Origin of the sequence: Amycolatopsis samaneae (assembly GCF_039541975.1) — a bacterium.
Taxonomy (GTDB): Bacteria; Actinomycetota; Actinomycetes; order Mycobacteriales; family Pseudonocardiaceae; genus Amycolatopsis; species Amycolatopsis samaneae.
In genome coordinates this window covers 220,272-238,859 of the sequence record NZ_BAABHG010000003.1, presented here as the reverse complement: position 1 = coordinate 238,859, position 18,588 = coordinate 220,272, and the positions used below count along the sequence as shown (strand labels likewise).

The window sequence follows — 18,588 nt, the reverse complement described above, 5'->3', positions numbered from 1 at the left end:
CCGTCGACGGCCGAAGGTAGCAGGGAAGCGGCGGCTCGGTCGCCGGTGTCGAGCTTGACAAGCCCGAGGTAGGAGGTAACCGATACGCTGCTCAGGGACAGTGCTGGGATCAGCAAAGGGTGAACCACGTGAAGGCAGCGCGGCGTTGAGCAAAGTCGTCATTCTCACCGGGCCGCCCGGGGCCGGGAAGAGCACCGTCGCGCGGCTGCTCGCCGACGCCGTCTCCCCGAGCGTCCACCTGCACACGGACGACTTCTACGCCTACATCCGCAACGGCGCGATCCTGCCCTACCTGCCCGAGGCACAGCGGCAGAACGAGGTCGTCACCACCGTGCTCGCGCAGGCGGCGGCCGGGTACGCCGAGGGCGGGTACGAGGTGTTCTGCGACGGCGTGGTCGGCCCGTGGTTCCTCGACCCGTTCCGCATCGCCGCGAAGCAGCACGGCGTGCCCCTGCACTACGTCGTCCTGCGCCCGGACGAGGCCACCACGGTCACCCGCGCGGGCGGGCGGGGCGCCGACGCGCTGACCGATCCGGAGCCGGTGCGCGCGATGCACCGGCAGTTCGCGGACCTCGGCGAGTTCGAGCCGCACGCCCTCGATTCCACCGGTCTCGACGCGACGGCGACGGCCGCCGCGGTCCGCGACGCCCTCGCCGGGGAAACGCACCGCCTCAAGCCATGACCCCCGAAGAAATGGACGCGATCTTCGACGTCTTCGTCCGCGCGCACCGGGCCCAGGACATCGACGGCCTGATCGCGCTCTTCACCGAGGACGCCGACTACGAGGTCGTCGGCGACACCTATGGCCGGCGGCGCGGCCACGCGTCCATCCGGCGACGCTACGAGGAGGCGTTCGACGAGTTCGGCGAGGCCTCGTTGAACGTGGTCCGTCGCTCCCACGGCGAGAACCTGCTCGTCACCGAAAGCATCATGACGGCGACGGCCACCGGTACCATTTTCGGCGTCCACGGTGGCGGGCGGACGGTGCGCTACCGGCTGCTGCACCTGTGCGAGTTCTCCGGCGGGCGGATCAGCAGGCACACCGTCTGGGTCGACGCGACCGAGCTGATGGCCCAGCTGCTCGCGCCCCAGGACCCGCGCTGATCGTCCGGACGTGTACCGTCCGGAAACCGGCACCCGCGAGAAAGGCACCGCCACCATGGGACGTCACGTCCGCGACCGGATGTTCGCCGTGATCACCCTGGCGCTGGCCGTGGTGCTGCTGCCCGTCGCGTTCGTCACCCGCCCCGGCCGCGCCCGCGAGCGGGCGTGCCAGTGGGCGCTGCGATTCCGGTTCCCGAAGGAGAACCTCGGCGGGCTCGACGCGGGAGCCGGGGCGGCGTTCGTCGCGGCCCGCACCGACGCGCTGTGGCGGCACGGTCAGCTCATCGGCCTCACCTCGGGATACCGCGATCCCCGGAAGCAGCAACAGGTCTTCGACGACGAGGTGCGCCGCACCGGTTCGGAGGCCCAGGCGCGGCTGCTCGTACTGCCGCCGGAGGAGTCCAGTCACGTCCAGGGCGTCGCGCTGGACGTGCGTCCGCGTGAAGGCGCGCTCTGGCTGGAAAAACACGGCGTGCGTTACCGCCTCTACCGCACCTACGCCAACGAGTGGTGGCACTTCGAGTACCTGCCGGAGCACGAATCGGCGCCCGAAATGTGGGCCAACCCCAGCGTCAAGGCCGCGCAGAACGCGCGCCCCGAGCACTGAACCCCGGCCTCGCCGACTGTCCACAAGCTACCCAACAGCGCGCCGTCAGCGTCGGCGATCCAGCCGCCGGAAGATCTCCGTCGTGAGCACCACGGAACCCCAGGGCGCCCCGATGACGGGCCACAACGTGAACCACACCGAATCGGCGGGCAGCCCCAGGGCCAGGCAGATGACCAGGTAGGCGACGTTGACGACGAGCCAGAGACCGATGGCCGCGGGGCCCACGAGCAGCGCCGCCGCCCCGCGCTGCCCCGGCGGTCGTCCGGCCAGCCCGCGAAACCATTCGAGCTGGCGATATCGGAGGTCCAGATACGCCCTGACGGGATCGGCGCGGGTTGGACCGCGCGTCAGCAACAGGTCCTGCTGTACGACGTCAAGCTGCGTATACGTTTTCGCGGCGTACGCGGCCTTAACGCGTTCTTCGAACTCCTCAAGGGTGACGCGTCCCTCGCTGTAGGCCGTTCGCAACCGTGCCACGGCTTCTTCACGATCCGCGTCGCTCGCGCGAGAGTCCCCCAGTGATGTCATGGCTGCCCGAACCCTCCCAAGCAAGACAGCTGAACCACCAGGCTACGCCGTGGTCAGGCCCACCATCAACAGCGTCAGAAGGATCAGCAGGGCGACGCCCAGCGCGGCCCGCCATGCCCGGCGGACAAGGAGAACCGAGAGCCGCCGGCCGAGTCCCGGTGGGCTCTCCGACAACGGTGAACCGACGTACGCGGCGGCGACCGTGCGGATCTCGGCGCCGTTGAGCACGAGGGTCTGCCAGTCCTCGTCGAGCGCGTCCGGCGCCGCCGCCCCCGGCTGGCGGATCGCCAGCGGCGCGCTGAGCAGCAGATCGCGTTTCGCGGGATCGGATTCGGTGGAGTACCCCGCCGAATAGCCGGTGACCGTGGTCCCGTCCTTGAGCTGCACGCTGAGGAACACCCGCACGCCCGGCGCCGCGAGCCGGTTGAAAGCCGTGTACCACACCGTTTCCTGCGCGATCCGGCGTTCGGTGTCCGGGGTCAGCACGTCGTGCGCGGCGACCGCGAAACACAGCGCGAGCAGCGTCACCGCGACCAGCGAGACGAGCGTCAGCACCGGGTGCGCCGAGAAGTACTTCCCGGTGTCCCGCACCAGATCCGGCAGCGCCGCCGCCGAACCGGGGACGAGCGCCGCGAGCACGGCGACGAGCACGACCGCCAGCACGCTGAACACCACGCCGGTGAACAACACCCGGCTGATCTCGACGAACGTGCTTTCCTCGCGCCGCATCCGGGTGGTCTGCCAGAGCAGTTCGAACGCGATGCCCGGCGTCACCATCAACAGGAAGACGACGACCGCGGCGGCGGTCGACGGGACCACGGGCTACCGATCTTCCTCGGGCTCGGGTTCCGGTACCTGAGGCGGCTGCGCGGGAACGCCGGGCGGCTGTTCCACGGTCTTCACCCTGAGCTGGTCCTCGACCACCGCTCCCCCGACGTTCGTGGTCGGGAGCACGACGCCCGCGTTCCAGTTGGTTCCCGGTGACGGTACGTCCCTGCCCATCACAGCCTCCCCGCTGTCCGGTCGATCGGGCCGTTATACCACGGCGGACAGCGGGGAAAGCGGGGAATCGGACACTTACACCGTCATGGCGTAGGCGCCGGAAAGGTCGCGCACCTGGGCCCATACGCGGTCGAAACGCTCGGCGTCCACGACCGGCTTGCGGACCGCCGCCAGCGCCAGCGCCTGCTGGGCGTCGGTGGAGCTCGCCTTGCCGTTGAGGTCGACCGCGGCGACGCTGAAGTCCTGCACCAGCACGGCGAAGATCTGGTCGACGACGTCGGTTTCGAGGCCGGTGATGTCGGCCTGTTCGAGGATCAGCTGGCCGTACACGATCAGCGTGAACAGCTCGGTCAGCGCGAGGCCGAAGTCGAGGTCCGCCTGCTGGGCCTCGTCCGGGGTGGCCTCGGACAGCAGTTTCACCAGGTAGCCCGCCTGTTCGGTGAACAGGACGACGTTCGGGACGGTGGCGAACTTCTCGTAGGCCGCGCGCCAGTCGTGGAAGCGGACCTTGGACAGGCCGCGCGCCGGGCCCTGACGGAACAGGAACTCGTCGTCCGCGGCGTCGTCGCGGGTGGGCACCGGGGCGTAGTCCTGCGGGGCGAACAGGTACGCGGGCATGAACTTCGCGATGAGCGCGAGGTTCACCGCGACGGTCCCCTCCAGCTTGGGCAGGCCGTCGATGTCGTTCTTGGCCATCGCGAGGTAGGTGTCGGCCTCGAAACCCTTGGCCGCCACCACATCCGCGACCAGGCCGATGACGCGCTGGGCCTCGGTGGTCACCTTCATCTTGGTGATCGGGTTGAACAGCAGGTAGCGGCGGTCGTCCGGATTCGCCGAGCGGAAGTAGTCCACGGCGCGGTCGGAGAACAGCTTCATCGCGGTCAGCCGCGCGTACGCCTCGACGAACTCCCTGCGCACGTGCGGGAAATCGGTCACCGGATTGCCGTAGAGAACGCGGTTGTGCGCGTGCGTGATCGCCTCGTACAGCGAGTGCGTCGCCATCCCGATGCCGCCGAAGCACAGGTTGAACTTGCCGATGTTGACCGTGTTCAGCGCCGCGCTGAACGCCTCCTGGCCGACGTGCAGGATGTCCTCGGCGCGGACCGGGTAGCCCTCCAGCCGGAATTCGGCGACGTACATCTGCGAGGGCACCACGTTCTTGACCACGTGGTAGTCCGGGTGGTTCGAGTCGGCGTAGAAGAACACGTACTGCTCGGGGCCCTCGACGCCGTCGATGCGGCCGAAGACGGACACGGTCTGCGCGCAGTTGCCGTTGCCGATGTAGTACTTCGAACCGGTGGCGCGGTAGCCGCCCGCGCCGTCCGGCGTGAGCACCATGTCCGAGGAGTAGATGTCCGCGCCGTGGTCCTTTTCGGACAGTCCGAAGGCGCCGACGCCGCCCGCGGCCAGCGCGTCCGCGGCCCGCTTGCGGGCGGCCTCGTTCGAGCTCTGCCACACCGGGCCGAGGCCGAGGATGGTGACCTGCCACGGGTACCAGTAATTCAGGCCGTAGAACCCGAGAATCTCCGACAGCGCGGCGATCCGGCTGGTGTCCCACCGCTTGTCCGCGTTGCCCTCGGCGTTCGCGCTGGGCGTCAGGAACGTCGAGAAGAGACCTTCCTTCCCGGCGAACTCGAGGAAGTCGGCGTAGAACGTCCGCGCGTGGTAGTCCTCGGTGAGCTTGCGCTTGCCGCGCCGCTCGAACCAGTCGATGGTGGCACGCAGCAGGCGCCGCGTTTCCGCGTCGAAGTGCTTCGGGTCGTAGGTGCCCGGGTTCAACAGCGCCACGCTCATCCACTCCAACGGTCATCGACGTTACTAAGCGGTAACTTAGCAAGCCGGGTCCGGTGCGGGCAATCTCACGTGCTGGGCGCCACCCGGCCCGGTTACAATGATCTGGCGGCCCGCCCAGTTCTGCCTCGGGCCGCGTCTAGTTGTTCGAGGACCACGCGCCGCGACCAGCAGGGTCTGCGCCGGGCAGAACAACCCCTTCTCAGTGATGGAGAACGAGGGCGCCTCGCGCCCGTACCACCATGAACGACACACCGACTTTCGCCGACCTCGGCCTGCCCACCACCCTGGTGCGCGCGCTGGCCGGGCAGGGCATCACCACCCCGTTCCCGATCCAGGCCGCCACCCTGCCGCACGCGCTGGCCGGGCGCGACGTGCTCGGCCGCGGCCGCACCGGCTCCGGCAAGACGTACGGCTTCGTGCTGCCCGTCCTCGCCCGGCTCGCCGCCAAGCCCGCCCAGCGCCGCGCCGGCCGTCCGCGCGCGCTCATCCTCGCGCCGACCCGTGAGCTGGTGACGCAGATCGAGGCGTCGATCCTGCCGCTCGGCAAGGCGCTCGGCCTGCGGACCATGACCATCTTCGGCGGGGTCAGCGCGAACCCGCAGATCTCGAAGCTGCGGGACGGCGTCGACATCGTCGTCGCCTGCCCCGGCCGCCTCGCCGACCACATGCGCTCCGGCGCCGCCAAGCTGGACGGCGTCGAGATCACCGTGCTCGACGAGGCCGACCACATGGCCGACCTCGGGTTCCTGCCCGAGGTCCGGCGCATCCTGGCCGCGACGCCCGAGCGCGGGCAGCGGCTGCTGTTCTCGGCGACGCTGGACGCCGGGGTCGACGTGCTGGTCAAGAAGTTCCTGGACGACCCGGTCCTGCACAGCGTCGACTCGGCCCAGTCGCCGGTCTCCACCATGACCCACCACGTGCTGCACCTCGAGGAGACGCACCGGCTGCCGGTGCTCGTCGACCTCACGGCCGCGCCGGGCCGGACGCTGGTGTTCACCCGCACCAAGCACCGCGCGAAGGCGCTGACCCGCAAGCTCAACGCGTCCGGGGTCCCGGCCGTCGAGCTGCACGGCAACCTCGGGCAGAACGCGCGCACCCGGAACCTGGAAGCGTTTTCCTCGGGGGCGGCGAAGACGCTGGTGGCCACCGACATCGCCGCGCGCGGCATCCACGTCGACGACGTCACGCTGGTGATCCACGCCGATCCGCCGGTCGAGCACAAGGCGTACCTGCACCGTTCGGGGCGGACGGCGCGGGCCGGCGCGTCCGGCACCGTGGTGACGCTGATGACCGACGAGCAGGTCCGCGACGTCCGCGACCTGACCCGCAAGGCCGGCATCAAGCCGACCACCACCCAGCTCGGCCCCGGCCACCCGCTGCTGGCGGAGCTGGCGCCGGGTGAGCGGACGCTGACCGCGCCGCACCGGCCGGTGGTGGACAACCGGCCGAAGAAGGTCACCGCGTCCGGCGCGGCGAAGCCCGCGGGCCGCCGGTCGGCGGAGGGTAACCGCGGTGGTCAGCGGTCGCGGGCGACGGCGCAGGCGCGGCGCGAGGAGCAGCCGGGTCGTTCCGGCGGTCAGGGCCGTTCGGGTCAGGGCCGTGCCGGTTCGGGTTCCGGTGGTCAGGGCCGTTCCGGTGGTCAGGGCCGTGGGCGTGGGCAGTCGCAGGGTGGCTCGGCACGGCAGGGCGCGTCGCGGCAGGACTCGCCGCGCGGTGCGCAGCGTGGTGCTCAGCGGCAGGCCGAGGCCGGTGCCGGTCGTCGCGGTGGCGCGGCTTCGTCCGGTGGCGGCGGGCGCCGGGGCGGCGCGGCCGCGTTCTCGGCCGGTACGCGCGCCGGGTCGCGCCGCTCCGGCCGGTAGATCTTGGTAGGTCCGTGGGGGCCTCCTTGAGGGACTCTGGCTCCCTCAAGGAGGCCCCCACGGACCTTTGGGTGGTCGGGGCGCCGGGGCACTCAGCGTCCCGAGCGACGGAAAGCCTTAGGGGGAAAGGGTTTCCAGGGGACGTCGGGCGGTTTCGACGCCGAACAGGACCAGGACGAGACCAGCCACGCCGCTCGCGACGGCGAGCGCGGTGAACACCGGCGCGATACCCCCTCCCCCAGCAGAGCCGGTACCGACCAGCGCGCCGGTGAGCAGCGGACCGGCGATCACGCCCAGCCGCGCGAAGATCCCGCCGACGCTCGCGCCGAGGGCACGGCTGCGCGTCGGATACAGCTCCGGCCCGTAGAGGTTGAGGCCGAGATTCACCGCGAAGACGAACACCGACGCCGCCGAGACGAACAGCATCACCCCGAGGCCGGTCCCCGGGCTCACCCACGCGGCGACGCCCAGGACCAACGCGCCGCCCAGCAGGCAGACGGCCATCGCCGGCCGCCGCCCCACCCGGTCGACGGTGAGTGCGAGGACCACGCAGCCGATCAGCCCGGCGGCCATGGTGACCACGCTGTAGCGCAGGGCGGTGTCCAGCGGGAGGCGGTAGACGGTGGCGTAGAGCGTCGGCAGCCACGACGTCAGGCCGTAGTTGACCAGGAAAGCCACGAACCACAGCACCGAGACCACCAGTGTCCGGCGCAGATAACGCCCGGTGAACAGGTCGGCGAGCCGCGGCCGCCGCGCCGGGGCGACGGCCACCGGCGTGACCTCGGGCAGCGTGCCGAACTGCGCGCGGGCCCGGCGTTCCAGCTCGTCGACGATCCCGGCGGCCTCGGCGGTCCGGCCCCGCGCGGCCAGCCAGCGCGGCGACTCCGGGACCTGCCTCGGCAGCACGAACGCCAGCACCACCGGCAGCGCGCCGACCAGGAACAACACCCGCCAGCCGAACGCCGGGACCACCCACGCCGAGACGAGCGACGCGGCCGCCAGGCCGAAGACGAACGCGAGTTCGTAAACCAGGACGAACCGGCCGCGCCGTCCGGCGCCGACGATCTCGTTGACGTAGGCCGCCGCCACCAGTACCTCACCACCGATGCCGATGCCCTGCAGGAACCGCGCCCCCTGCACCCAGCCGACGTCCGGAGCCGCCGCGGCGAGCACACTGGTCAGCGCGTACAGCAGCAGGCACCAGGTCAGCGTGCGCACCCGGCCGGCCCGGTCGGCGAGCCAGCCGGACAGCGCCGCGCCCACGAGCATGCCGACCGAGCCGGCGGTGATGGTGAGCGTGACGTCCGCGGTGTCCAATGTGTACTGTGCGCGGATCGCGGGCAGCGCATAGGCGATCAGGAGCTGGTCGAAGCCGTCGAAGAAGGTCACCAGCCCGATCAGCAGGCGCACCCTGACATGCCAGCGTGACAGCGGGAGACGTTCGATCCTGGCCGCGATCGTCCCGGCGTCGTCGGTCGCCTCGCCGGTCACGACGCCGCCCCGAAGTCCAGGTCACGTGAGGTCGGGTTGGCCATCCCGGCGACCCGCAGCGCGATCTCGCGCCTGCGGTCCGGATCGGCGAGCCAGGCGTGGTCGGCCACGCAGCGCTCGTCGATCTCCTCGCCGGTCGCGGCCTGCCGCAGCGTCTGCTCGTGCGACGCGGCGAGCGCGGCGACGTTGACCGGGCGGCGGGCCCGCTCGTACCGGCCGAGCGCCGCGTCGCTCACGCCGTCGACCTCGACGCAGCGGTTGACGACCGCCGCGAGGACCTCGGCGTCGAGCATCGCCATGTTCATGCCCTGCCCGACCGTCGGCGGCACCACGTGCGCGGCGTCCCCGACCAGGCAGACGTGGTGGCGCACATAGCTTTTCGCGTGCCGCAGGTGGATGCGGTAGGAGTGCGTGCCATCGGTGATCGCGTCCGCAGTGGCGACGTCTTCGAGAATCGGCGCGCGTTCGAGCAACCGGTCCCGCAGCCGGTCCGGCGGCAGCGAACGCCAGTAGGCACCGTCGGCCGACTCGATCTGGAACGGGATCCGGACCCGCTCGCCACCGTCGAGCGGGATCAGCATGGTGAGCCCGTCCTTGCCGACGTAACGCATCGAGCGGTGCTCCAGCTCGGGCACGCGGGGCCGCGGACACGAGAGCATCAGGTACTCGTGCTGATAGGTGTAGGGCTCTTCGACCTCGATCCCGAGGAACCGGGCCAGCTTCGACTGGGCGCCGTCCGCCGCGACGACCAGCTTCCCGCGCGCGTGAAACCGTTGCCCGGCAAAGGTTCCGCCGATGCCGACGACGTCGTCCCCCTCGACCAGCACCGTGTTCGCCTGCGCGTCGCGGCACACCCGCACCAGCTCGGGTTTCGCGGCGAACGCGGCGTACAGCGCGCGGTGGAAGTTGGTGTGCCGCAGGATGACCTGGTGCCGGAACGGCCCCGGCAGGCCCTCGAAGTCCCACGAACCGAGAAAACCGTGCTTCCGGTGGAAAAACCCGGATTCGGACACGTGGTAGCCGGAAAGTCTTTCGATCTCCGGCAGCACGCCCCAGCGGTCGAGGAAACCCAGGCTCAGCGGCTGGATGGTGTCGCCGCGGTTCAGCTCGGGGAACTCGGCCGCGCGTTCCAGCAGGATCGAGGTCAGCCCGTACTCGGCGAGGGCGTGCGCGGTCGCGGCGCCCGCGACCGAGCCGCCGACGATGACGACGTCGGCGTCCCAGCGCAGGTCCGGCTTCCCCGGCCGGTCGGTGGCACCCAGCGAAAGCTCACGCATTCACCCGAGTATGGCCCGTGGCCCCGGCGCGGGGCGGTGTTCTTGCCCTTAAAGAGAAGCGGTGAGTCCTCTCGCACGCAGCACGGCGCGTTCCAGCGGGCGGAACACCAGCAGCTCGATGCCGATCCCGACCAGCAGGATCAGGAAGATCGCGGCGATCACGGTCGGCATGTCGTTGAACGAGGATCCCTCGTTCAGGTAAGCGCCGAGGCCGATGCCGAGATCGGGCGAGCGCGCGATCAGCTCGGCCGCCATCAGCGAGCGCCAGGAGAACGCCCAGCCCTGCTTGAGCCCCGCGAGGAACCCGGGCAGCGCGGCCGGGAGCAGGATGTGCCGCGCCGACGCGAGCCGGTTGGCGCCCATCACCTTGCCCACCCTCGGCAGGATCGGCGGGATCTGGTCGATACCGGAGACGAGGCCGTTCGCGATCGAGGGCACCGAGCCGAGCAGCACGACGAAGTAGATCGCGGCGTCCTTGGTGCCGAACCAGATCACCGCGGCGGGCACCCACGCCACCGAGGGCAGGCTCTGCAGCCCGGTCAGCAGCGGGCCGATCGCCGCGCGCACCACGCGCACCTTGGCCACCAGCAGCCCCAGCGGCGTCCCGAGCACGACCCCGGCGGCGAAGCCGAGCGCGGCGCGGTGCACCGACGTCCAGACGAAGCCGAAGACACTGCCGTCGACGACGGTGGCCCAGAACTTTTCCCACACCGCCAGCGGCGCGGGCAGCGTCGTCTCGGGCCAGAACGCGGCGGCCCACAGGATCTGCCACAGCACGACGAGCAGGACGAGCGCGACGAGCGGGGGCAGCCCGCTGCGCAGGAACCGGCGCCCGAGCGAGGGCCGCTGTTCCCCGACCGGCGTGTCGAGGGTGTCCAGGCCCGCCTCGACACGCTGGTCGATGTCCGTGCGGGCGCTCTCCGGTTCGGTCACCAGCCGGTCAGGCCGCGGCATGGGTGCTGATCACCTCGCGCAGGTGCGCGGTGATCTCCTCGGTCAGCTCCTCGACGTCGGCCGAGGGCACGTTCCGCCACTCGCGCACCACGCGTCCCGGGCGCGAGGACAGCAGCACGACCCGCCCGCCGAGCCGGACGGCCTCGCGCACGTCGTGCGTGACGAACAGCACCGAGGTCCCGGTGCTGCGGTAGACGCGCAGCAGTTCGCCCTGGAGGACGTCGCGCGTGATCGCGTCCAGCGCCGCGAACGGCTCGTCCATCAGCAGCAGCGCCTGGCCCTGGTCGCTTCCGGTGCGCAGGGTCGCGGCGAGGGCCCTGGCCAGCGCGACCCGCTGCCGCATCCCGCCGGACAGCTCGTGCGGCCGCTTGCCGCCCGCGCCGCCCAGCCGGACCAGGTCCAGCAGCTCGGTGACCTTCTCCCGCCGCTCGGCGCGGCCGAACCCGGCCAGCCGCAGCGGCAGCTCGACGTTGCGGGCCGCGGTCAGCCACGGCATCAGCGCGGCCTCCTGGAACATCACCGCGGGCCGCGAGGTGTTCAGCGTGATCTCGCCCGCGCTCGGCGCGTCCAGGCCGGCGACCAGGTTGAGCAGCGTGCTCTTGCCGCAGCCGGACGCGCCGAGCAGGCAGACGAACTCGCCCGGTTCGACGGTGAGGTCCACGCCGTCCAGCGCGACGACCGCGCGCCCGGCGGGGCCGAACGTCTTCCGCACGCCGTCGAGCCGGACCGCGACCTCGGTGGACAGGCTCGGTGCGGAGAGGGTGGTGGTCATCGCTGGCCTCCGGTCACTTGGTGAGTTCGGGTGCGCTGACGGCGGGCTGTCCCTGTGCCTTGAGAACGTCGTTGAGCGGGCCGAAGTCGGCGAATCCCTTGAGGTTGACGGCTTCCTTCACGATCCCCGCGGTCACCGAGTCCTTGGCGAGCTGCGGGAACTGCGCGGCGACCGGGTCGGTGGTCAGCTCGATCCCGGAGAAGGCGCGGTCGAGCACGGCCTCACCGAGCGAGCTGCCCGCCAGCTCCTTGAGCGCGCCGTTGACCACGGTCTTCGCCTCTGCGGGGTTGGCCTTCGCCCAGCCGATCGCGGCGAGCTCGCCCTTCAGCAGCGCGCGCACGGTGTCGGGGTGCTGCTGCAGGAACTCGCTGCGCACGATGACCACAGTGGACGGGAACTTTCCTTCCGGCCACAGGGTTTTCTCGTCGACGAGCACCTTCGCGCCCGCGTCGGCGACCAGCCGTGACGACCACGGCTCGGGCAGCCAGCCGCCGTCGACCTCGCCCTTCTTGAAGGTGTCGAAGGTCTTCGGGTTGTCCAAGGCGGTGACCTTGACCTGATCGGTCAGCTTCTTCTCGGCGAGGAACTTCTTCAGCGCGACGTCCTGGGTGTTGCCGAGCTGAGGGGTCGCGATGGTCCGCCCCTTGAGCTGCTCGACGCTGGTGATCTCCGGCTTGACGACCAGCTGCGCGCCGCCGGAGACCGCGCCCGCGACCAGCTGGATGGTGCCCTTGGACTTGGTGAAGGCGTTGATCGCCGGGCCGGAGCCGATGAAGGCGATGTCGAGGGACTTGCCGAGCAGCGCGTTGACCTCGTCCGGGCCCGCGTTGAAGGTCTGCGTGGTGAGCTTGGTCTTGCCCAGTTCCTTGGCGAAGAAGTCCTTCTTCGTGCCGATGAGCGCCGGGGCGTGTGTCACGTTGGGGAAGTACCCGACCCTGACCTCGGTGGCGGCCCCCTGGTTCTGGGCGGGCGCCGAGGCGGATTCCGCCGCCCGCGAACAGCCCGCGAGCCCGGCCGCGACGGTCAGTGCGGCCAGTGTGGCGGCCAGGATTCGAGGTCTGTGGTGGGTACGCACTTTCGACGTGCCTTTCACGGGGGACGGGCGGGAGGCGCGAACGAGACTCGCACGCTCCCCCGCCCGGACGCATAGCCATCCGCATCCCGGGAAACCCGGTGAGAATCCTTGACACGGGCCAGGCCGCCCTACTCACCGGGAAACCGTCCACTCACGACTAGCGCTGTGTAACGGAACGTGTCGGTTCGGCGAATCACGAAGTGCCGGTGCGGTGGGTCGCGGGGTCCCTCGGCGCGGGCGCCGGGAGGATACGACGGTGGCGGTGAGACACCCGCGGACGCTGATCATGACCGGGGTGCTGATCGCGGGGATCGCGCTCGGGATCGTGGCGACGACGCTGAAGGTCCGGGACGGCGGGCATTCCGCCTTCGACATCGCGCTGAGCACGTTGACCGGGTCGCTGTTCCTGCTCTCCGGCGCCGTCGCCCACGTGCGCCGCCCGGAGAACCGGATCGGTGCGCTGATCGCACTGGTCGGGGTGGCGTTGTTCTGCGAGGACCTGCAGTTTTCCCGTACCCCGCTGATCTACACGGTCGGGCTGGCACTGACCGCGGCGTCCAGTCCGATGATCGCGCACCTCGTGCTCGTCTTCCCGCGCGGCGAGCTGCGTTCACGCTGGGAACGGCTGGTCGTCGTCGCGGCGTACGCGGCGGTGCTGGCGTCGGCGACGCTGCGGCTCGTGTTCGGGAACGACCCGCGCGACCTCGCCTCGGTGGTGTCCCGGCCCGCCGTCTACGACGTCGCCGTGCGGGTGCTCGACTTCGTCGGCGCGCTCACCGGCGCCGGGATCGTGGTCATCCTGCTCTACCGCTGGCTCACCGGACGGCTGCCGCAGCGCAGGCTGCTGTCCCCCGCGGTCGCGATCGCCCTCGTCGGCGCGTTCAGCTCGGCGGTCGGCAGCGCGCTCGGCCCGCACCACCCGCTCGCCGGACCGCTGCTGGACGTCTACCGGATCGCGTTCTGCCTGTGGCCGCTGGCCTTCCTCGTTGGTGTGCTGCGCTCCCGCGTCGGCAACGCCGAGATGATCCGGCTGCTGCTCGAACGCGACGGCACCGGGCTGGCCGCGCTGGTGCAGGACGATCAGGTGTGGAAGGACAGCCGGTCGATCGACGCGCTCAACGCGGCGGCCGGGCTGGTGCTCGACAACCAGCGGCTGACCGAGGAGCTCGAACAGCGGCTGGCCGAGGTGCAGGCCTCGCGGGCGCGCATCGTGGCCGCTGGCGACGAGGAGCGCCGCCGGATCGAACGCGATCTGCACGACGGCGCCCAGCAACGGCTGGTCAGCGTCGTCCTGCTGCTGCGGATGGCCGACCGGCGGCTCGGCCCCGAGCTGGGTCCCGAGCTGCGCACGCTGCTCGCCGGGACGGTCGTGGAACTCCAGTCGGCGATCACCGAGCTGCGGGAGCTGGCGCGGGGCATCCGGCCCGCGATCCTCACCGAGGCGGGGCTGGTCGCCGCGGTCCGCTCGCTGCTGGACCGGACCCCGGTCCCGGTCGAACTCACCGTGGACGAGGTCCCCCGGCTGGACGCGGCCGTCGAGGCCACCGCGTACTTCCTCACCTCGGAGGCGCTGACGAACGCGCTGAAACACGCCAAGGCCGACCAGGTGCGGGTGCTGATCGCGGTGGAGGGCGAGGGCCTGCGGGTCGAGGTCGCCGACGACGGGGTCGGCGGGGCCGAGGTCGACGGCGGCACCGGGCTCGCCGGGCTGCGGGACCGGGTGCGGGCGCTGGGCGGCGACCTGTACGTGCACAGCCACCAGGGCGCCGGGACCTGCGTGTCCACCACGATCCCGTTGCTGCGCGACCGGTAAAGGTCCGTGGGGGCCTCCCCGAGGGACTCTAGCTCCCTCAAGGAGGCCCCCACGGACCTTCGGAGTTCAGGATCTAGACGAACATCAGGAACAGCAGGCCGTTCGGCGAGCCGAGGCCGGTGACGTCGTCGTAGCCCTTGGTGGTGTGGATCGTCAGGTTCGGGTAGTCGAACGTCCGCGCCGAGCGGAGCAGCCCGCCCGAGGCGTCCACGCTGTTGGCGTAGTCGACGCGGGCCACGGCCCCGTCCACGTGCTGGACGTCGTTGATCGCCGGGGTGCGGGCGGTCAGCTTGTACAGCACCGGGTTGATGAACCCGTGGTGGAAGTGGTCGAAGCTGTCGGCGACGGCCATGATCCCGGCGAACACCGGCGACGCGAGGCTGGTGCCGCCGATCCGGTACTGGTCGTAGTGCGCGCCCTCGGGGAAGGTCTGCGTCTGGCCGACCAGGAACCCGGTGTTCGGGTCACCGATCGCGGAGATGTCCGGGACGACGCGGCCCTTCTTGCCCCCGGTCTGGTTCTTGGTCGCGAGCGCGTCCGGCACCGAGCCCTTCTGGTAGAACGGCTGCTCGAACTGACGGCTCGTGCCGCCACCGGAACCGCTGGTGTACGCGCCGGGGAAGCCCGGCGTGTAGGTCCCGTCGGTCAGCGCGGACTTGCCGGTCTCCCAGCCGGTCTCGAACAGCCGCTTGCCGTCCTTGCCGATCCCGATGCTGGTGCCGCCGACCGCGGTGACCCACGGCGAGGACGCCGCGAAGTCCGGGGTCGGGGTGCCGACGCGGGCGACCTCGTCGCCGTTGTCGCCCGAGGAGAAGTAGACGCCGATGCCCTGGAGCACCGCGTGCACCGCGATCTGGTTGAACGCCTTGATCTCGGTGGGCGGCAGGTCCTCGCCGGTGTCGCCGTAGGAGTTCGAGATGATGTCGGCCCGGTGGTCCGCGACGACGTAGTTCAGCGCCTGGTCCAGCGAAAGGTCCTGGCAGTCCGCGCCGCCCACGTAGAGGATGTTCGCGCCGGGGGCGAGCCCGTGCGCGGCCTCGACGTCGAGGGTTTCCTCGCCGTACCAGCCGGCCGCGTCACACTTGTCCGGCGCTTCCTGTCCCGGGGTGGGCGGGAAGATCTTCTGCGAGAACTGCGAAGCCTTCAGCGGGTGCTCGGGGTCGTTGCGCCGGGCGTACTCGCTGGCGTCGGCGTAGATGGTCGGCGACGCGAAGGCGTCCACGATCGCGATCGTGGTGCCCTTGCCGTCGGCGCCGAACCGCGCCGCCTGGTCGACGCCGTAGGCCGAGCGGAGCTGGGCCGGGGTGTAGCCGCACGGCGCGTAGGGCAGCTGCTTGCCGTTGTAGGCCGGGTCGGTGGTGTCGACCTTCTCGCCGTAGTAAGTGCTGCACGGTCCGGAGTTGCGGAAACCCTTGGCGGGCGGGACGTCACCGGGCTTGGCCGACTGGGTCGGCGCGGTGTCGGCGCCGTCCGTGTGATCCGGCTTCAGCAGGTTCGTCGCCTGGTCGACGCCGATGACGCCGAGCACGTCCTTCGCCAGCGACGCGGGCACGGACAGGTCCTTGTCCGCCGCCCGCAGCGTCCGGCCCTTCACGGCGTACTTGCCGAGCTTGACCGAGAACGCCTTCTGCACCTGGTCCGCGGTGCCGACGGCCTCGACGTACGCGCGGTTCGACGGCACTTCGCCGATGCCGAAACCGCTGCCGGTCAGCCACGACTTCACCGAGTCCACGGTGGACTGTGTCGCGGCGAACCGGTCGCGGACCTGTTCGGGGCTGAGGAACTTCCGGTAGGACGGACTGTCCGGATCGGACACCGCCCGCGCCGCGGCCTCGGCGCCCGCCGGGTCGCGCTGGTTCAGATACACGCGGAAGTTCAGCTTCGACGCCGGCGCCGTGTCGGCGACCTTGGCCTGCGGGTTCGCCCAGAACGGGTGCGACTGCGGGATGTCCTGACGCTCCTGTGCCGAGGCCGTGGCCGGCACGGTCGCGGCGAGGCCACCGGCCACCGCGAGCGACAGGAACAGGGTGAGACTTCTTCGCACAGGGTTCTCCCTCTTGAGAAACCGGGCCACAGGGGCCGGTGAACACCCGGAGAGACTAGGCGCGGATTCTCCTCGCGGGGAAGGTGCGCGTTGACCACAACAGAACCGTTATCTCGTCATTCTTTCCCGGCTTCCCGTGCCCTGCTTCGATAGACACCGGAAATCCGATTTTTCGCCCGAATCATCCTCGAAGGCGAATTAAGCCCGATTTTCCGGGCGTTCCGTGGAGCACGGCGCCCACTGTCGCGCCACCTACTTCCGTAGGGTGACCGCGCGGAGAAACCCGTCCGGAGTAACCCGACGCTCAGGAAGCCCGGGTGGCGTAGGCCGAACCGAGCCACGCCTCGTCGACGCGCAGCTGCCGGTACCGCTTCGTGTCGGTGGAGGCCGCCCAGGTGCTCGTGACCTCGACCCGCACGTGGCGCTTGGTCACCGCCGGGAGGTCGATGAACTGCACCCCGCGATGGCTCGGCAACTGGCCGGTCTTCACCGCGCTCCCCCAGTGCCTGCCGTCGTCGGACACGTACACGCGGTAGTCCTTGATCCGCGCCGACTGCTCGGTGTCCGAGCGGGCGTAGCTGACCGAGTCCTCGCGCTGGTTCAGCCCGACGTACTGGACCTTCTTCGCCGCGCCGAGGTCGAAGTCCAGCGAAACCGGCAGCGTCTTCCCGTTGTCCCAGTACGTCAGGTAGTCACCGTCGCCCAGCGCCGACGCCGGGTGCCCGCTCGCCGAGGCGCTCGCCTTCTCGGTGACGGTCTTCGGGTCGTGGACGCCCGCCCGGCCCGCGGTGTCCACTTCGAACACCGTGTCGTAGGGGTCCCAAGAGGACAGTCCGGTCAGGGTCAGGCTGCCGCCGCCCTGCGTGAACGCGATCGGCGCGCCGGTGCGCTGGTTCGTCACCGCGCGGACGCGGTAGCCGTTGTCCCTGATCACCAGCCGGTCGCTCGAAGGCCTGGTCAGCACGTGGACGTACTGGGTGTCCGGCGCCGCTTTGCGCACCGTGAGCACGCCGTGCGCGCCGTCGTTCCAGAACCCGGGCTGCATTCCGCCGTGCAGATAGCCGCCGCCTTCGGTGCCACCGAGTGACGGCCAGATGGCGTCGAGATAGTCCTTCGCGAAATTGTTGAACTCTTCCTGTCTGGCCGGGAACTTCCCGTTCACCATCGCGGTTTCGGCCATCAGGGATTTCACCGAGGAACCGGCGTTGCTGATCAGCCTGCCGAGCGTGAGCCGGTAGTCCACCGCCGAATCCGAGCCGCTGTACCACCATGCCCCGCTGCTCGGCAGTTTGAAACAGGCCTCGGTGAGCCGCGGCTGTGCGGTGTAGATCGCCTGCGGGTAGTCGTAGGCGGGGCTCATCCCGGTCTTCTGCTCGTTGCTGATCGTGTCCATGATCGGCGTGTCTTCGTTGTTGTTGGAGAGCAGGTAGTCCGGCCGCCGCTGGTAGATCTGCGCGTAGAGGTCGTGCGACTCCCAGTACGCGTTGTCGTTGTCGATCCAGAACCCGCCGAGGTCCGGGTAGTTCTTCATGACCTCGAAGAAGTTGTCGTAGCTGAACTGGCCGAACCCGTCGCGGGTGGTCAGGTCGACGTCGTGGCCCTTGTACTTCGAGTAGGCCGCGGAGTCGAGCCATTCGTGACCGCCCTCGCCGTGCCACTGCGGATCGTCGGTCATGTAGAGGATGACCTTGAGCCCCTGCGGTTTCGCGGCCCTGATCAGCTCGCCGAGGAAGTCCCGGTGGGTGGCACAGCTGCCGGGAATCGCCGACGGCCAGGCCCGCGAATAGCCGAGCCTGCTGTGGAAGGAGGCGAGCACCAGGTAGGAGGCGTGCAGCTTCTTCGCCTCTTCGACCCAGTACCCCGGCGTCCAGCCGCCGTCGGTGACCGCCTTTTCCCATGCGGCACAACTGGTGTAGCCGGGGGCGGTGCGCATGCCCCAGTGCAGGAAGAGACCGGCCTGACTGTCGCGAAGCCACTGTTGCCGGGGGTTCTGCAGGTCCGCCGACGCCGGCGGCGCGAGGCCGAGTACCACGAGAAGCGCGGTGAGGGCGACGGCCAGTACGCGCCGGAGCGAACGTCTTCCTGACATACCAGGGGGTGTACTCCGGCGACCCCGGGCGGTCAAGGCAAGTACCCGGCCACCGGTCCATCTCGTCGAAAATATCTGATATATGACACAGAAAATCTGATCGCTCTTGACGTGGGATCTCTTCGGCGGGTAGACGTTCCATCAGGGTTGGCGCGCTTGCTCACCCGGCCACCGCCCAG

At 70.3% G+C, this 18,588-nt stretch carries 16 protein-coding genes; 5 read left to right on the top strand and 11 right to left on the bottom strand.

The features are described 5' to 3' along the window. Window positions 1-145 precede the first annotated feature (145 nt). Genes ABD987_RS08195 through vanY-N form a run of 3 tightly spaced genes read left to right on the top strand, consistent with a single transcriptional unit; the run spans window position 146 to window position 1,711 of the window. On the top strand, window positions 146-682 hold the full coding sequence (locus ABD987_RS08195) for an AAA family ATPase (protein WP_345388754.1): 537 nt from the start codon (window positions 146-148) through the stop codon (window positions 680-682). Continuing rightward, entirely contained in the window at window positions 679-1,104 is a 426-nt protein-coding gene (locus tag ABD987_RS08190; protein ID WP_345388752.1) for a nuclear transport factor 2 family protein, read from the top strand. The genes ABD987_RS08195 and ABD987_RS08190 overlap by 4 nt, the downstream gene beginning before the upstream one ends. Before the next feature lie 55 nt (window positions 1,105-1,159). After that, on the top strand, window positions 1,160-1,711 hold the full coding sequence (gene vanY-N / locus ABD987_RS08185) for a D,D-peptidase/D,D-carboxypeptidase VanY-N (protein ID WP_345389873.1): 552 nt from the start codon (window positions 1,160-1,162) through the stop codon (window positions 1,709-1,711). Window positions 1,712-1,756: 45 nt separating this feature from the next. Here the strand turns inward: vanY-N and ABD987_RS08180 are convergent, their stop codons facing one another. The 4 genes from ABD987_RS08180 to ABD987_RS08165 form a co-directional block, all read right to left on the bottom strand. Next, window positions 1,757-2,239, bottom strand: a complete 483-nt coding sequence (locus tag ABD987_RS08180) for a DUF1707 SHOCT-like domain-containing protein (protein WP_345388750.1) — start codon at window positions 2,237-2,239, stop codon at window positions 1,757-1,759. A 42-nt stretch (window positions 2,240-2,281) separates the two neighbouring features. Next, complete coding sequence (locus ABD987_RS08175) at window positions 2,282-3,058, bottom strand: DUF6338 family protein (protein ID WP_345388748.1); 777 nt, start codon at window positions 3,056-3,058, stop codon at window positions 2,282-2,284. A 3-nt stretch (window positions 3,059-3,061) separates the two neighbouring features. Next, a complete protein-coding gene (locus tag ABD987_RS08170; RefSeq protein ID WP_345388747.1) occupies window positions 3,062-3,241 on the bottom strand; it encodes a hypothetical protein in 180 nt (59 codons plus the stop codon). A 75-nt stretch (window positions 3,242-3,316) separates the two neighbouring features. Further along, window positions 3,317-5,035 (bottom strand): acyl-CoA dehydrogenase family protein, encoded by a 1,719-nt coding sequence (locus tag ABD987_RS08165; RefSeq protein ID WP_345388745.1) that lies wholly within the window; start codon window positions 5,033-5,035, stop codon window positions 3,317-3,319. A gap of 239 nt (window positions 5,036-5,274) precedes the next feature. On the opposite strand from ABD987_RS08165, the gene ABD987_RS08160 reads away from it, so the two are divergent. Next, a complete protein-coding gene (locus ABD987_RS08160) occupies window positions 5,275-6,894 on the top strand; it encodes a DEAD/DEAH box helicase (RefSeq protein ID WP_345388743.1) in 1,620 nt (539 codons plus the stop codon). Window positions 6,895-7,011: 117 nt separating this feature from the next. On the opposite strand, the gene ABD987_RS08155 is transcribed toward ABD987_RS08160, so the two are convergent. The 5 genes from ABD987_RS08155 to ABD987_RS08135 are packed head-to-tail and all read right to left on the bottom strand — an operon-like array spanning window position 7,012 to window position 12,463. Beyond that, the gene (locus tag ABD987_RS08155; protein ID WP_345388742.1) at window positions 7,012-8,385 is read right to left on the bottom strand and encodes an MFS transporter; all 1,374 of its coding nucleotides are present in this window, start codon (window positions 8,383-8,385) and stop codon (window positions 7,012-7,014) included. Further along, window positions 8,382-9,662 (bottom strand): FAD-dependent oxidoreductase, encoded by a 1,281-nt coding sequence (locus ABD987_RS08150; protein WP_345388740.1) that lies wholly within the window; start codon window positions 9,660-9,662, stop codon window positions 8,382-8,384. The genes ABD987_RS08155 and ABD987_RS08150 overlap by 4 nt, the downstream gene beginning before the upstream one ends. A gap of 48 nt (window positions 9,663-9,710) precedes the next feature. After that, entirely contained in the window at window positions 9,711-10,616 is a 906-nt protein-coding gene (locus tag ABD987_RS08145; protein WP_345388738.1) for an ABC transporter permease, read from the bottom strand. Continuing rightward, window positions 10,603-11,388, bottom strand: coding sequence for an ABC transporter ATP-binding protein (locus tag ABD987_RS08140; protein WP_345388736.1), 786 nt, complete (start codon window positions 11,386-11,388; stop codon window positions 10,603-10,605). The genes ABD987_RS08145 and ABD987_RS08140 overlap by 14 nt, the downstream gene beginning before the upstream one ends. Window positions 11,389-11,401: 13 nt before the next feature. After that, on the bottom strand, window positions 11,402-12,463 hold the full coding sequence (locus ABD987_RS08135) for an ABC transporter substrate-binding protein (protein ID WP_345388734.1): 1,062 nt from the start codon (window positions 12,461-12,463) through the stop codon (window positions 11,402-11,404). A gap of 286 nt (window positions 12,464-12,749) precedes the next feature. On the opposite strand from ABD987_RS08135, the gene ABD987_RS08130 reads away from it, so the two are divergent. Then, window positions 12,750-14,276, top strand: coding sequence for a sensor histidine kinase (locus ABD987_RS08130; RefSeq protein WP_345389870.1), 1,527 nt, complete (start codon window positions 12,750-12,752; stop codon window positions 14,274-14,276). 73 nt (window positions 14,277-14,349) lie between these two features. Here ABD987_RS08130 and ABD987_RS08125 read toward each other — a convergent pair whose 3' ends face one another. Further along, window positions 14,350-16,320, bottom strand: a complete 1,971-nt coding sequence (locus ABD987_RS08125; protein WP_345388732.1) for a S53 family peptidase — start codon at window positions 16,318-16,320, stop codon at window positions 14,350-14,352. A gap of 304 nt (window positions 16,321-16,624) precedes the next feature. Next, on the bottom strand, window positions 16,625-18,409 hold the full coding sequence (locus ABD987_RS08120; protein WP_345388730.1) for a discoidin domain-containing protein: 1,785 nt from the start codon (window positions 18,407-18,409) through the stop codon (window positions 16,625-16,627). Window positions 18,410-18,588 lie beyond the last annotated feature (179 nt).